At 70.4% G+C, this 12,584-nt stretch carries 16 protein-coding genes; 7 read left to right on the top strand and 9 right to left on the bottom strand.

Going from position 1 to position 12,584, the window contains the following annotated elements:
* Window positions 1-83: 83 nt before the first annotated feature.
* The gene (locus ACZ7J0_RS21535; RefSeq protein ID WP_470889635.1) at window positions 84-356 is read right to left on the bottom strand and encodes a DUF2530 domain-containing protein; all 273 of its coding nucleotides are present in this window, start codon (window positions 354-356) and stop codon (window positions 84-86) included.
* Window positions 357-523: 167 nt separating this feature from the next.
* Here ACZ7J0_RS21535 and ACZ7J0_RS21540 point away from each other — a divergent pair, with 167 nt between their 5' ends.
* Window positions 524-1,975: an NCS2 family permease gene (locus ACZ7J0_RS21540; RefSeq protein ID WP_470889636.1), complete on the top strand. Its 1,452-nt coding sequence runs from the start codon at window positions 524-526 to the stop codon at window positions 1,973-1,975.
* A gap of 72 nt (window positions 1,976-2,047) precedes the next feature.
* Here the strand turns inward: ACZ7J0_RS21540 and ACZ7J0_RS21545 are convergent, their stop codons facing one another.
* Entirely contained in the window at window positions 2,048-2,230 is a 183-nt protein-coding gene (locus ACZ7J0_RS21545) for a ribbon-helix-helix protein, CopG family (protein WP_468711986.1), read from the bottom strand.
* A gap of 144 nt (window positions 2,231-2,374) precedes the next feature.
* Here ACZ7J0_RS21545 and ACZ7J0_RS21550 point away from each other — a divergent pair, with 144 nt between their 5' ends.
* Window positions 2,375-2,818 (top strand): MarR family winged helix-turn-helix transcriptional regulator, encoded by a 444-nt coding sequence (locus ACZ7J0_RS21550; protein WP_468711985.1) that lies wholly within the window; start codon window positions 2,375-2,377, stop codon window positions 2,816-2,818.
* Between the two features lie 30 nt (window positions 2,819-2,848).
* Window positions 2,849-4,168, top strand: a complete 1,320-nt coding sequence (locus ACZ7J0_RS21555; protein ID WP_470889639.1) for an MFS transporter — start codon at window positions 2,849-2,851, stop codon at window positions 4,166-4,168.
* 67 nt (window positions 4,169-4,235) lie between these two features.
* On the opposite strand, the gene ACZ7J0_RS21560 is transcribed toward ACZ7J0_RS21555, so the two are convergent.
* On the bottom strand, window positions 4,236-4,736 hold the full coding sequence (locus ACZ7J0_RS21560) for a GNAT family N-acetyltransferase (RefSeq protein WP_470889641.1): 501 nt from the start codon (window positions 4,734-4,736) through the stop codon (window positions 4,236-4,238).
* A gap of 85 nt (window positions 4,737-4,821) precedes the next feature.
* On the opposite strand from ACZ7J0_RS21560, the gene thpR reads away from it, so the two are divergent.
* Window positions 4,822-5,391 carry an RNA 2',3'-cyclic phosphodiesterase gene (gene thpR, locus ACZ7J0_RS21565; RefSeq protein ID WP_470889761.1) on the top strand — a complete coding sequence of 190 codons (570 nt, stop codon included), beginning with the start codon at window positions 4,822-4,824 and terminating at the stop codon, window positions 5,389-5,391.
* A gap of 142 nt (window positions 5,392-5,533) precedes the next feature.
* On the opposite strand, the gene ACZ7J0_RS21570 is transcribed toward thpR, so the two are convergent.
* Window positions 5,534-6,529: an aldo/keto reductase gene (locus tag ACZ7J0_RS21570; RefSeq protein ID WP_470889643.1), complete on the bottom strand. Its 996-nt coding sequence runs from the start codon at window positions 6,527-6,529 to the stop codon at window positions 5,534-5,536.
* 129 nt (window positions 6,530-6,658) lie between these two features.
* Here ACZ7J0_RS21570 and ACZ7J0_RS21575 point away from each other — a divergent pair, with 129 nt between their 5' ends.
* Window positions 6,659-6,733 (top strand): 50S ribosomal protein bL37, encoded by a 75-nt coding sequence (locus ACZ7J0_RS21575; RefSeq protein ID WP_372460710.1) that lies wholly within the window; start codon window positions 6,659-6,661, stop codon window positions 6,731-6,733.
* Between the two features lie 337 nt (window positions 6,734-7,070).
* On the opposite strand, the gene ACZ7J0_RS21580 is transcribed toward ACZ7J0_RS21575, so the two are convergent.
* The gene (locus tag ACZ7J0_RS21580) at window positions 7,071-7,619 is read right to left on the bottom strand and encodes a MarR family winged helix-turn-helix transcriptional regulator (RefSeq protein WP_470889645.1); all 549 of its coding nucleotides are present in this window, start codon (window positions 7,617-7,619) and stop codon (window positions 7,071-7,073) included.
* A 42-nt stretch (window positions 7,620-7,661) separates the two neighbouring features.
* Here ACZ7J0_RS21580 and ACZ7J0_RS21585 point away from each other — a divergent pair, with 42 nt between their 5' ends.
* Window positions 7,662-8,132: a carboxymuconolactone decarboxylase family protein gene (locus tag ACZ7J0_RS21585; RefSeq protein ID WP_470889647.1), complete on the top strand. Its 471-nt coding sequence runs from the start codon at window positions 7,662-7,664 to the stop codon at window positions 8,130-8,132.
* On the opposite strand, the gene ACZ7J0_RS21590 is transcribed toward ACZ7J0_RS21585, so the two are convergent.
* Both ACZ7J0_RS21590 and ACZ7J0_RS21595 read right to left on the bottom strand, forming a co-directional pair.
* The gene (locus ACZ7J0_RS21590; RefSeq protein WP_470889650.1) at window positions 8,116-8,835 is read right to left on the bottom strand and encodes a GDSL-type esterase/lipase family protein; all 720 of its coding nucleotides are present in this window, start codon (window positions 8,833-8,835) and stop codon (window positions 8,116-8,118) included. The two genes, ACZ7J0_RS21585 and ACZ7J0_RS21590, sit on opposite strands and share 17 nt — an antisense overlap.
* Before the next feature lie 68 nt (window positions 8,836-8,903).
* Entirely contained in the window at window positions 8,904-9,458 is a 555-nt protein-coding gene (locus ACZ7J0_RS21595; protein WP_470889653.1) for a GNAT family N-acetyltransferase, read from the bottom strand.
* A gap of 107 nt (window positions 9,459-9,565) precedes the next feature.
* Between ACZ7J0_RS21595 and ACZ7J0_RS21600 the strand changes: the two genes are divergently transcribed.
* Entirely contained in the window at window positions 9,566-10,537 is a 972-nt protein-coding gene (locus tag ACZ7J0_RS21600) for a WD40 repeat domain-containing protein (RefSeq protein WP_470889655.1), read from the top strand.
* A 13-nt stretch (window positions 10,538-10,550) separates the two neighbouring features.
* On the opposite strand, the gene ACZ7J0_RS21605 is transcribed toward ACZ7J0_RS21600, so the two are convergent.
* A complete protein-coding gene (locus tag ACZ7J0_RS21605) occupies window positions 10,551-11,207 on the bottom strand; it encodes a DUF4360 domain-containing protein (protein WP_470889657.1) in 657 nt (218 codons plus the stop codon).
* 257 nt (window positions 11,208-11,464) lie between these two features.
* Window positions 11,465-12,583 (bottom strand): phosphoserine transaminase, encoded by a 1,119-nt coding sequence (gene serC, locus ACZ7J0_RS21610; protein WP_470889659.1) that lies wholly within the window; start codon window positions 12,581-12,583, stop codon window positions 11,465-11,467.
* Window position 12,584 lies beyond the last annotated feature (1 nt).

A 12,584-nucleotide genomic window follows, 5' to 3' on the forward strand; every position in this document is an offset into this window, starting at 1 on the left:
CGACGTTACGGGCGTCCGCGCGGGTTCACCCCCCGAGCGGGCCGAAGACCGGACCCGGGGAGGACGGAGAGGGTCCCGTGGGACTACGCGCCGGCGTCGGGGGCGCCGCGCTCGGCCTCGGCCCGCTTGATCGCCGCGTCCCGGCCCCGCACGTACCAGATGCCGATGAGTCCGAGGCCCGCGCCCGCGAGGCAGGTCCAGACCCACCAGGTGGCTTCGCGGTCGGCGAACCATCCGTAGAAGGGGACCTGCACCAGGAAGAGGACGAACCAGAGGATCGTGCCGCCGGTGATGGTGGCGACGACGGGCCCCTCCAGGGGCTCGGGTGCCTCGTGCTTGGGGGTCCACTTCGCCATGGGCTCAGTGTAGGGGGAGCCGTTCGGGCGGCCTTCGACACAGTCGGCCCAAGGGTCTACGCGCGGAGATGGACGCGCTTCCGTTCATGTGTTCATACTGAAACGGTTTGCCTGTGGCGGGTTTCTCTCGTACGAACCGCCAACCTCGCACCTTCGAAGAGGACCGCATGAGCACGCCGGCCCCCGCCACGGCCCCCGCCCCCGAGCCCTCGTCGCCCCACGGGCCGACCAGCGGGCTCGACCGATTCTTCAAGATCTCCGAGCGCGGCTCCACGGTCGCCCGCGAGATCCGCGGCGGCTTCGCGACCTTCTTCGCGATGGCCTACATCATCGTGCTGAACCCGATCATCCTCGGCAGCGCCAAGGACATGTACGGACACCAGCTCGACAGCGGCCAGCTCGTCACCGCGACCGTGCTCACCGCGGCCTTCTCGACGCTCCTGATGGGCGTCATCGGCAATGTCCCTATCGCGCTGGCCGCCGGCCTCGGCGTCAACACCGTCGTCGCCCTCCAGCTCGCGCCCCGGATGTCCTGGCCCGACGCCATGGGCATGGTCGTCATCGCCGGCTTCGTCGTGATGCTGCTGGTCGCCACCGGGCTGCGGGAGCGCGTGATGAACGCCGTGCCCGTCGGCCTGCGCAAGGGCATCGCGATCGGCATCGGCCTCTTCATCATGCTCATCGGCCTCGTCGACGCGGGCTTCGTCTCACGCATCCCCGACGTCGCCCACACGACGGTCCCGCTCCAGCTCGGCGCGACCGGTCACCTCGGCGGCTGGCCGGTCCTGGTCTTCGCCCTCGGCGCGCTGCTCACACTGGCCCTGATCATCCGCAAGGTGCCGGGCGCCATCCTGATCTCGATCGTCGTGATGACGGTCGTCGCGATGGTCATCGACGCGGTCGCGACCGTCCCGTCCTGGGGCCTGACCACCCCGAAGTGGCCCGGCAACCCGGTCGCCTCGCCCGACTTCGGCCTGGTGGGCGAGGTCAGCGTCTTCGGCGGCTTCGAGAAGGTCGGCGCGCTCACGGGCTGCCTCTTCGTCTTCACCGTCCTGCTGTCCTGCTTCTTCGACGCCATGGGGACGATCCTCGGCGTCGGCGACGAGGCGCACCTGATGGACAAGCAGGGCAACTTCCCCGGCATCAACAAGGTCCTCTTCGTCGACGGCATCGCGGTCGCCTCCGGTGGCGCCACGTCCTCCTCGGCCACCACCTGCTTCGTGGAGTCCACGGCCGGCGTCGGCGAGGGCGCCCGGACCGGACTGGCGTCGGTGGTCACCGGCGCGCTCTTCTCCGTCGCGCTGTTCCTCACGCCGCTCGCCACGATGGTCCCGTCCCAGGCGGCCACCCCCGCCCTGCTGGCGGTCGGCTTCCTGATCCTGGCCGGATCGGTCAAGGACATCGACTGGAGCGACTTCACCATCGCGGTGCCGGCGTTCCTGGCGATGGTGATGATGCCGTTCACGTACTCGATCACCAACGGCATCGGCATCGGCTTCATCGCCTTCAGCGTGCTGCGGCTGGCCGCCGGGCGGGGCCGCGAGGTCCCGGTCGCGATGTACATCGTGTCGGCGGTCTTCGTCTTCTACTACGCGATGCCGGCGCTGGGCCTGACCTGATCCCCCGATCCAGCCGGGCAGCGAGCCGGGGCGGTGGAGCCCGTCACGTCGAGCCCGGTCCCGTCGCGCCCGTCACGTGAGGCCGTAGAACTTCTCCGTCTCGTCGACGGCCGCCTTGAACCGTTCGTCGAAGTCGTCGCGCATGAGCGTCCGGACCACATAGTCCTGGACGCTCATGCCGCGTTTCGCGGCATGCCCCCGAAGCCGTTCGAGCAGCTCACCATCTATCCGCAGGCTGAGCACTGTCGATCCCATGCCGGCCAGAGTCGCCGCAGAACGGTCCCGGATGCGTCACTTTCCGGATCCGGCTCACTCATTCGGGTGACACATCTCCCACGAAGGCCCGAGGGGCACCTCTCCGCTGGTCTTTAGCATGGGTAATGAGTTACGCTAACGAACATGCCTGACCTGTCCCACGGCAACGCCATCGACGCGGCCGCCGTGAACTCCCTCCGCTCGGCCGTCATGCGACTGGGCCGACGCCTCAAGCACCAGCGTGTCGACGAGTCGCTGAGCCCCACCGAGATGTCGGTGCTCGGCACCCTCGCCCGGTGCGGCTCGGCCACCCCCGGCGAGCTGGCGCGCAAGGAGCATGTCCAGCCGCCGTCGATGACCCGCATCGTGGCGCTGCTGGAAGCGAAGGGCCTGGTCCGGCTGGAGCCGCATCCCGACGACCGCCGCCAGAAGGTGGTCAGCCAGACCGAGCAGGCGGAAGCCATGCTGGAAGAGAGCCGCCGCAAGCGGAACGCCTGGCTGGCGACCCTCGCGGAGGGTCTGGACGAGGACGAATGGGCGAAGCTGCGCGCAGCCGCCCCGGTCCTGGAGAAGCTCGCACATCTCTGACCCCGCGCGCCGCAAGGAGGCGAACGCACTTTGAGTACGGGACCCGGAGCAGACTCCGCCCCCGCACCGACCGCACCTACGTCCATGTTCAGCTCGCTCAGGATCCGGAACTACCGGCTCTTCGCAAGCGGGCAAGTCGTCTCCAACACCGGCACCTGGATGCAGCGCATCGCCCAGGACTGGCTGGTGCTCAGCATCACCGGATCCGCCTCCGCGGTCGGTATCACCATCGCGCTGCAGTTCCTTCCGATGCTGCTCTTCGGGCTGTACGGCGGCGTCCTCGCCGACCGGCTCCGCAAGCGGCCGCTGCTTCTCTTCACCCAGTCCGCGATGGGCGCCACGGGCATCGCCCTGGCCGTCCTCACCCTGACCGGGCACGTCCAGGTCTGGCACGTCTACGCGACCGCCTTCCTCACCGGCCTCGTCACCGTCGTCGACAACCCGGCCCGGCAGGCCTTCGTCGTCGAGATGGTCGGCCCCCGGGACCTCCAGAACGCGGTCAGCCTCAACTCCGCCAACTTCCAGTCCGCGCGCCTCGTCGGTCCCGCCGTCGCCGGTGTACTGATCACGGCGGTCGGCAGCGGCTACGCCTTCCTGCTCAACGGACTGTCCTTCATCGCGCCCGTCGTGGGCCTGCTGATGATGCGCACCTCCGAACTGCACAAGGTCGAGCGCGCGCCACGCGGAAAGGGCCAGCTGCGGGAAGGGCTGTCCTACGTCTCGCGGCACCCCGAGCTGATCTGGCCGATCGTGCTCATCGGCTTCATCGGCACCTTCGGGTTCAACTTCCCGATCTGGCTCTCGGCCTTCGTCGACGACGTCTTCCACGGCCAGGCCAGCACATACGGCCTGCTCAACACTCTGATGGCGATCGGCTCCCTGGCCGGGGCCCTGCTCGCCGCCCGGCGTGGCACCTCCCGGTTGCGGCTGCTGGTCGGCGCGGCCGTGCTCTTCGGTGTCCTGGAGATCGTGGCGGCCTTCGCCCCGTCCTTCTGGATCTTCGCGGCGCTGCTGGTACCGATCGGGATGTTCGGCCTGACGGTCAACGTCACGGCCAACTCCAGCGTGCAGATGGCCACGGACCCGGCGATGCGGGGCCGGGTGATGAGTCTGTTCATGATGGTCTTCACGGGCGGTACGCCGCTGGGCGCCCCGCTCTTCGGCTGGATCACCGACACGTACGGCCCGCGGATCGGCTTCGCGGCCGGCGGTCTGATCTCCTTCACGGCGGCCGCGGCGGTCGGCCTGATCCTGGCCCGCCTCGGCGGCCTGAAGGTCGCGCTCGGCTGGCACCGGGGCCACCCGCAGGTCCGGTTCGTCGAGCGCGAGCGGCTGACCACGGCCGCCTGAGCCCTGCGGCGCGGCGGAACGGGCCCGGCTTTCGAGCCGGGCCCTTCCGCATGGGCCTCCGCAGGCGTCACACCCGCTGCTCCAGGACCTGCCCCGGCCAGTCGCCGACCATGAACGTCTCCGTCGGGGTGAAGCCGTTGCGGACGTAGTACGCGACCAGCCGGCCCTGGCTCCCCGCGAAGCAGTCCACGCGCAGCAGCGAGATCCCCTGGCGGCGGGTCTCCTCCACCGCGTGGGCGAGCAGCGCGCTGCCCACCCCGCGGCCGTGGAAGCGGGCGTCCGTCGCCAGGATGTGGACGTACACCTCGGGCTCGTCGACCGGGGCGACCTCCAGTGCCGGGTACGGCGTCAGGGTCAGCGTCCCGGCCGGCACGCCGTCGATCTCGGCGATCCAAGGGGTGCCCTCGGCGACGATGTCGTGGACCCGCTGCACCGCCCGGGGCCTGGAGGACCACGGGTTCGTCCCCCACTGGTCCGTGATGCCACGGGAGTTGAGCCACACGACGGCGCTGTCCAACAGGGCGAGTATCGCGGGGACGTCGTCGGCCCCGCCCTTTCTGATCTCCATCCGGGCAGGCTAGATCAGGCCCGGGACGCTGCTCCAGGGTTATTGCGCGGCCCCGCCTTTCGGCAGACTGATCCCCATGAGCTCTGTGAGACTCTTCGCCGCCGTGCTGCCGCCCTCCTCGGTCGCCGATGAAGTCGGACGCGTCGTCGACCGGCTGCGCACCCTGCCGGGCGCGCGGGACCTGCGCTGGACCGGGCGTCCGGGCTGGCACTACACGCTGGCGTTCATGGGCAACGTCGACGAGGAGCTGGTGCCCGAGCTGCAGGCCCGTCTCGCCCGCGCCGCCCACCGGAGCGACCCGTTCCCGCTGCGGGTCCACGGCGGTGGGCACTTCGGCCGCCGTGCGCTGTGGGCGGGCGCCGCCGGCGGTCTCGACGAGCTGCGGCTCCTGGCCGAACGCGCCGACGCGGCGGCCCGCCGGGCGGGTGTGGCGATGGACGAGCACCGCCGCTACCAGGCCCATATGACCCTGGCCCGTGGCCGCACGGACACCGACCTGCGCCCGTTCGTGGAGGAGCTCGACCGCTTCGAGGGCAGCCGCTGGGAGGTCACCGAGCTGGCGCTCGTGCGCAGCAGGCTGCCGGTGAGCGGTGTGGCGGGGGAGCATCCGCGCTACGAGACGGTCGGTTCCTGGCCGCTCGGGGGCGCGGGTTAACCTCAACGGGTGGACCCGAAGACCCGAAACCGGATCATGGCCGGTGTGCTTGTGCTGATGTTCGTGATCGTCGCGGTGGCGGCCGCGGTCGGCCAGTGAGGCGCTGACCGCGACCGCCCGCGCGTTCTTCCGGGCCTGAGCGCTACCAGGCGAAGGCCTCCGGGGACGGACCCGGGCCGGGGAAGATCTCGTCGAGACCGGCGAGGACGTCCTCCGACAGCTCCAGCTCGACCGCCCGCAGCGCGGAGTCCAGCTGGTCCGCCGTGCGCGGGCCGACGATCGGCCCGGTCACCCCGGGGCGGGTGAGCAGCCAGGCCAGAGCCGCCTCGCCGGGCTCCAGGCCGTGCTTGTCGAGCAGGTCCTCGTACGCCTGGACCTGCGCGCGGACCGCGGAGTTCGCCAGCGCGTCCGCCGAGCGCCCCGAGGCCCGTCGCCCGCCCTCGACCTCCTTCTTGATCACACCGCCGAGCAGCCCGCCGTGGAGCGGCGACCACGGGATGACCCCGAGGCCGTAGTCGATGGCGGCGGGGATCACCTCCATCTCGGCACGCCGCTCGGCCAGGTTGTAGAGGCACTGCTCACTGACCAGCCCGAAGGTGCCGCGACGGGCGGCGGTCTCGTTGGCCTGGGCGATCTTGTAGCCGGGGAAGTTGGACGATCCGGCGTAGAGGATCTTGCCCTGCTGGATGAGGACGTCGACGGCCTGCCAGATCTCCTCGAAGGGCGTCCGGCGGTCGATGTGGTGGAACTGGTAGAGGTCGATGTAGTCCGTCTTCAACCGCTTGAGGCTGGCCTCGACGGCCCGGCGGATGTTCACGGCGGAGAGCCGGTCGTGGTTCGGCCAGACGTGCTCGCCGTCGGGCGTCATGTTCCCGTAGACCTTGGTGGCGAGAACGACCTTGTCCCGGCGTTCGCTGCCGCCCGCGGCGAACCAAGAGCCGATGATCTCCTCGGTGCGGCCCTTGTTCTCGCCCCACCCGTAGACATTGGCGGTGTCGAAGATGTTGATACCCGCGCCGAGCGCGGCGTCCATGATCGCGTGACTGCCGGCTTCGTCGGTCTGCGGTCCGAAGTTCATTGTGCCGAGGACGAGTCGGCTGACCTTGAGTCCGGTGCGTCCGAGCTGCGTGTACTTCATGGGGTCCAAGCCAACGCCTTCGAGCGCACTCGAGGCAAGGGGGTTACGGAGTCAGCTGATGCGGCCCCGGGAGCCCCGACCTAGACTGGCCGGGCCATGGAAGAACCCCCGAACAGGGAGACGCACACCATGTCGAAGCGAGGCAACAAGCGGCGCGCCCGGAAGAAGAAGGGCGCCAACCACGGCAAGCGGCCCAACACCTGAGCCGCTCCGGTTCATTGAGTGCCCCGGCCCTTCCGGTCCGGGGCGCTCGGCCGCCGTCGCCGATGTCGGTTCGCTCTCCGGAGTGAGCGACGGCGCTGAACACAGCGGTGATCACGGCCCACGCGTGTGCGGTTGAATGCCCGGCATGGCCCCCTCGGTGACGCTGCTGCACCAGCGGTTGCCCTGGTTCCTGCATGCCAATGAGACCGGGCGGGACGCTTACGGCGACGCGGTGGCGCAGGCGATCGCGCGGATGTAGGGGAAGGGCCCGGCGCAAACGGGGCCGGTCAGGGCGGCGTGAGGGGGCCGGCGAAGGAGGCGGGTCCCGGCCCGTCCGTCAGGCGCCGCCGAGCCAGCTCGTCGCGTCGAGGCGGTAGGCGGTTTCGGGCGGGACGACGGCTCGGAGCGCGGCCTCGATCTCGCGGACGCGGCCCGTGCCGAGCGCGGCCGCCCACTCCGCGTACAGCTCGTCGAAGATCGCGGAGGAGCGGACGAGGACGTCCCGGCCGCGCGCGGTGAGCCGGACGAGTTTGCGGCGGGCGTCGGTGGGGTCGTCGGCGCGCTCGGCGTAGTCGAGGGCCACCAGCCGGTCGACGGTCTTGCCGGCGGCCTGCTTGGAGACGCCGAGCCGCCGGCCGATGTCGCTCGCGGTCGCGCCGGCGGGTCCACCGGCCGCGATGGCCTGCATGGCGAAGCCGTGGGCGGGCCTGGCCTCCGGGTGGCCCTGGCGGGCGAGTTGGGCGTGGAGCCGGTCGATGAGGGTGCGGAATCCGGCGAAGAGGAGCAGGGGCAGCTCGAAACCCCGGCCCTCGGCGCCCGCCTCCGGAAACCCCTTGTGCCGATCGACAACCTGGTTTACTTTTTCGTCATCGACTTCGTCAACCATGTTGTCCATTCTATTCCGCCCCCGGCTGTCACAGGAGATGCCTTGTTCGTCGACCACACCCACGAGACCGCCCCCGCCGCCTCCCGCCGCTCCATGGAGGCCGTGACCAAGAACCTCGGCCACCTCCCCCAGGCGGTGGCCCGCATGGCCACCTCGCCGCACATCCTGGACGGCTTTCTGAAGATGACCGCGCTCTTCGAGCAGACCACGCTCGACCCGCACGCCCGGGAGACCGTCATCCTGACCGTCGCCACCCGCAATCAGTGCCACATCTGCATCGACATGCACGAGGCCAAGCTCGCCAAGCTGGGACCGGCCGACAGCGAGGAACGGCTGGAAGCCGTACGGCACTTCACCCACCAGGTCATCGCCTCCTCCGGAGCCGTCGGCGACGAGGAGCTCGAGCGGTTCTTCGCCCACGGCTTCACGCGCCAGAACGCGCTGGAAGTGGTGCTGGGCATCGGCGCCTACACGCTGCCCACCCTGGCGAACCGGCTCACCCGGTCGGCGTGAGCCGGGCCGCCGGCGCGTCGGCCGCCGCGCTGTAGGGGGAGCCGAGCCCCCACGCCTGGTGCATCGCCGCCGCGAACGCCGCCGCGAGTTTGTGCTCCCCCGACGGCCCCGGGTGCGTGCCGTCGTAGGTGTCCGTGTGGATGTCGTACGCATCGGGGCGCGACGCCAGCAACAGCGGGGAGGCGGCGGTGTCGAGGTCCGCGACCGCCTTCGCGAGCAGCTCGTTGAAACGGTCGCACTCGGCCGCGAACGGGGCGTCGGACTCGGCCCGCACATTGGGGATGACGGGCAGCAGCACGGCCCGTACACGCGGGTTCGCGGCGCGCGCGCCGGCGAGGAAACGGCGTGCGTTCAGGGCGGTTTGGGCGCTGTCCGTGTAGAAACCCAGGTCGATCAGGCCCAGCGATATCAGCAGCACGTCCGCGCCGGCCGCCGTCACCGCCCCGCCGATCAGCGGGGCCATGTGCAGCCACCCCTCGCCCCAGCCCGCCAAGTGCCGGCGGGCGGGCGCGGGGAAGGCGGGATCGGCGTACGCGTGGGACAGCGGCGCGTCGGCGGCCGTGTCGTACAGCTCGGTGCGGGGGCCGACGATCTCGTACGGGCCGTCGAAGGACGTGCTGAGGTGCTGCCACATCCGATAACGCCAGGTGAAGTCGCCGGCGCGTCCGATGGTCATGGAGTCGCCGACGAACATGAAACGCATGCGGTCATCATGACGGACCGCCTGTCGGGGCTGCGACGTGATCCCCGACACCACGAGGGCGGCGCCGGTCAGCGCGGCCACTCCTCCCGGGTGACGGCGTACTCGACCTCGCCCTGGTCCGAGCCGTCGATCACGTCGGCCCAGCCCTCGAAGTACGTCCGCACGAACGTGAGACCGGACTTCTCCATCACCCGGCGCGAGCGGGAGTTGACCGCCATCGTGTTGGCGGTCACCCGCTCGACGCCCAGGGTGGTGAAGCCCTTGTGGATCAGGGCGCGGGAGCCCTCGGTGGCGTATCCGCGCCCCCAGGCCGCCCGGTTGAGGCGGTAGCCGAGCTCCACGACCGCAGGGCTGTCGTCCTGGAGCGGGCGGAACTCGAACCACCCGAGGAACGTGCCCGAAGCCCGCTCCTCGGCGGCCCAGTATCCGCACGCGCCCAGCCCCGGATACGTACGGCGCAGCTGCGGCAGGACACGGGACTCGACCTTCTCCCGTGAGGTCGGCCGTCCTCCGTTGATGAAGCGCATCACCTCGGGGTCCCGGTCGAGGGCGACCAGACGGTCCACATCGGCGTCGGTGAAGGCCCGCAGCACCAGGCGGTCGGTCTCCAGGAAGTTCGGCATGCGCCGATGCTGCCCGGGACGCGGGCCCGGCGCCAACGGAATTCGGCGGTTCGCCGGCGGGCCGGAGAGGCCGCGGGACGCCGGACCGCACATGGCAGGCTTGGGTCATGCGATCGCTTCTGTACGTCACCGGTGCCGCGGCCCTCGTGCTGTTCGGCGCGCTGCCCGCCGCCGCCGACGACGTCGACCGCTTCACGATCAAGGACGCGAGGATCACCGAGTCCAGCGGCCTGGCGGCCAGCCGCGCCCACCCCGGCGTCTATTGGACGCACAACGACCAGGACGCGCCGCTCATCTACGGCATCGACTCCAGGACCGGCGAGACGGTCGCCACGCTCACCATGAAGGGCGTCGGCAAGCCCCGCGACATGGAGGCGATCTCCCTCGGCCCCGACGGCGACCTCTACGTGGGCGACATCGGCGACAACCTCAACGGTTCCTGGGACCACGTCTGGATCTACCGCTTCCCGGAGCCCAAGGAACTGAAGGACCAGACCGTGCAGGCCCGTCAGTACGACGTGAAGTACGCGGACGGGGCCCGCAACGCCGAGGCGCTGATGGTCCATCCCAAGACCGGCCGTGTCTACATCGCCAGCAAGAACGAGGACGGCGGCGGGCTGTACGAGGGCCCGGCGCGGCTCTCGTCGTCCGGCACGAACGTCTTCCGGCGCGTCGGCGAGGTCCCGTGGGTCACGGACGGCGCCTTCTCCCCCGACGGGAACGAACTGACCCTGCGCGGCTATCTCAGCGCCCGCGCCTACGCCTGGAAGGGCGGACGCCTCGGCGCCGACCACGCCGTGGGCGCGCCGTTCCAGGGGCAGGCGGAGTCGGTGACGTACACGACCGACGGGTCGGCGCTGATGTTCGGCTCCGAGGGGCGGCAGAGCGACGTCGTCCGCGTGGAGGTGGAGCAGAGGGCGGGCGGGGCGCCGTCGGCCTCCCGCCCGCCGGCCCCGGCCGACAAGCCGGAAGCCGGGGACGACGGCGGATCGCGGGGCAACTTCGCCCTCGGTGCCGTCGTCCTCGGCCTCGCCACCGCGCTGGTGGTCGGCTTCAAGCGGCTGCTGCGCCGGGGCTGACCCCGGAGCCGGTCTACGCCGGGCACTCCTTCCAGGCCAGCCGGTAGACGGTGTTGATCTCACCGTCCGTCGAGTCCATGGTGATGAAGCTGTTCGCCCGCGCCGGATCGGAGGTTCCGGCGTTGACCCGCAGCTCGGTGTTGATGTTGAAGTTCCGTTTCACCCCGCAGGGTGCCCACACCAGCTGGCCCCACTCGGTCGTGTCGGTGGCCTGCCAGTTGTTCTCGTACGGGCCGCTGAAGGGGTGGTTTCTGACCGCGGTGTCCGGCGATCCCTGGAAGTAGTACGAGGCCTTCTGGACGGCGTTGGCGCCGCGGGCCAGGTGCGCGAAGCCGCGGTAGTCGGCACTGGCGACGGCGTAGGTGAAGCCCTGGGGTACATGGACGATCAGGTTGAGCTGGCAGTTCTTGCGGAAGTCGGTCGGCTTGGAGCCGGGGCCCACCTGGGCGAGGTACTCGCTGTAGGTGACGGTGAAGGCGGTGTTGTCGGGCGCCACGGCGACGGCTGCGGTGCCGGCCGGGCAGCCCGAGCCGTTCACCGTGGCGATCTCGATGACGATCTTGTCGGGCGGTGCGACGATCCGCTCGGTCGCGGAGGACGAGGGCAGGGCGACGAGCGTGGAGGCGAGGGCCACGGTGGTGGCGGCGCCTGTGAGCAGTGCACCGGGCATGATGCTCCGATCGGTGGGTGTCGGTGGCCTTGAAGGACGTGTGGGGAGTCCATCCGAGCAACATGTTCACGCTTCGTCAGTTGAGACATGAACATGTCAATATTGGCGGTCCGGGCAGGTGCGGCGCACCGGATCGCCAGTGATGCTAGGGATCCCGGGGCACCTCGGACAGCGCGGTTATCGGCCGCACCCAGGACGACCGAAAGGGGCCCCGCGCACCTGGTGCGCGGGGCCCCTCTCCGTACGGTCGTCGTCGGTTACAGCTTCTCGATCACGTAGTCGACGCAGGCCGTCAGCGCCTCGACGTCCGAGGGGTCGATCGCCGGGAACATCGCGATGCGCAGCTGGTTGCGGCCCAGCTTGCGGTACGGCTCGGTGTCCACGATGCCGTTGGCGCGCAGGGTCTTGGCGATCGCCGACGCGTCGATGTCGTCCGCGAAGTCGATCGTGCCGATGACCTGCGAGCGCTTCGCCGGGTCGGTGACGAACGGGCTCGCGTACTTGGACTCCTCGGCCCAGGTGTACAGGCGCGACGACGAGTCGGCCGTCCGCGCGGTCGACCAGTCGAGGCCGCCCTGGCCGTTGATCCACTTCAGCTGCTCGTTCAGCAGGAAGAGGGTCGAGAGCGCGGGGGTGTTGTACGTCTGGTTCTTGAGGGAGTTGTCGATCGCCGTCGGAAGGCTGAAGAACTCCGGGATGTGCCGGCCGGACGCGTGGATCCGGGCCGCGCGCTCCAGGGCCGCCGGGGAGAACGCGGCGAGCCACAGGCCGCCGTCCGAGGCGAAGGACTTCTGCGGGGCGAAGTAGTAGACGTCGGTCTCGGTGATGTCGACCGGCAGGCCGCCCGCACCGGAGGTCGCGTCCACCAGCACCAGCGCGCCCTCGTCGGCGCTCTGGACCCGCTTCAGCGGGGCGGCGACACCGGTGGAGGTCTCGTTGTGCGTGTACGCGTAGACGTCGACGCCCGCCTCCGCCTTCGGCTCCGGGTGGGTGCCCGGCTCCGAGGAGATGACGGTCGGGTCGGCCAGCCAGGGGGCCAGCTTCGCGGCCTTGGCGAACTTCGAGGAGAACTCGCCGAAGGTCAGGTGCTGGGACTTCGACTCGATCAGCCCGTGGGTCGCGATGTCCCAGAAGGCGGTGGAGCCGCCGTTGCCCAGGATCACCTCGTAGCCCTCGGGCAGCGAGAAGAGGTCACGCACTCCGGCACGTACCTCGCCGACCAGGTTCTTGACCGGGGCCTGGCGGTGGGACGTGCCGAGGAGGGAGGTGCCCGTGGCGGCCAGGGCGTCCAGCGCCTCCGTACGCACCTTGGAGGGGCCCGCGCCGAAACGGCCGTCGGCGGGCTTGATGTCAGCGGGAATCTGGATCTCAGCCACG

Source organism: Streptomyces sp. NPDC038280 (assembly GCF_055600045.1).

Coding starts and splice junctions, on each gene's coding strand:
- ACZ7J0_RS21535 (WP_470889635.1), bottom strand. CDS start 356: ATGGCGAAGTGGACCCCCAAGCACGAGGCACCCGAGCCCCTGGAGGGG.
- ACZ7J0_RS21540 (WP_470889636.1), top strand. CDS start 524: ATGAGCACGCCGGCCCCCGCCACGGCCCCCGCCCCCGAGCCCTCGTCG.
- ACZ7J0_RS21545 (WP_468711986.1), bottom strand. CDS start 2,230: ATGGGATCGACAGTGCTCAGCCTGCGGATAGATGGTGAGCTGCTCGAA.
- ACZ7J0_RS21550 (WP_468711985.1), top strand. CDS start 2,375: ATGCCTGACCTGTCCCACGGCAACGCCATCGACGCGGCCGCCGTGAAC.
- ACZ7J0_RS21560 (WP_470889641.1), bottom strand. CDS start 4,736: ATGGAGATCAGAAAGGGCGGGGCCGACGACGTCCCCGCGATACTCGCC.
- ACZ7J0_RS21570 (WP_470889643.1), bottom strand. CDS start 6,529: ATGAAGTACACGCAGCTCGGACGCACCGGACTCAAGGTCAGCCGACTC.
- ACZ7J0_RS21580 (WP_470889645.1), bottom strand. CDS start 7,619: ATGGTTGACGAAGTCGATGACGAAAAAGTAAACCAGGTTGTCGATCGG.
- ACZ7J0_RS21590 (WP_470889650.1), bottom strand. CDS start 8,835: ATGCGTTTCATGTTCGTCGGCGACTCCATGACCATCGGACGCGCCGGC.
- ACZ7J0_RS21595 (WP_470889653.1), bottom strand. CDS start 9,458: ATGCCGAACTTCCTGGAGACCGACCGCCTGGTGCTGCGGGCCTTCACC.
- ACZ7J0_RS21600 (WP_470889655.1), top strand. CDS start 9,566: ATGCGATCGCTTCTGTACGTCACCGGTGCCGCGGCCCTCGTGCTGTTC.
- ACZ7J0_RS21605 (WP_470889657.1), bottom strand. CDS start 11,207: ATGCCCGGTGCACTGCTCACAGGCGCCGCCACCACCGTGGCCCTCGCC.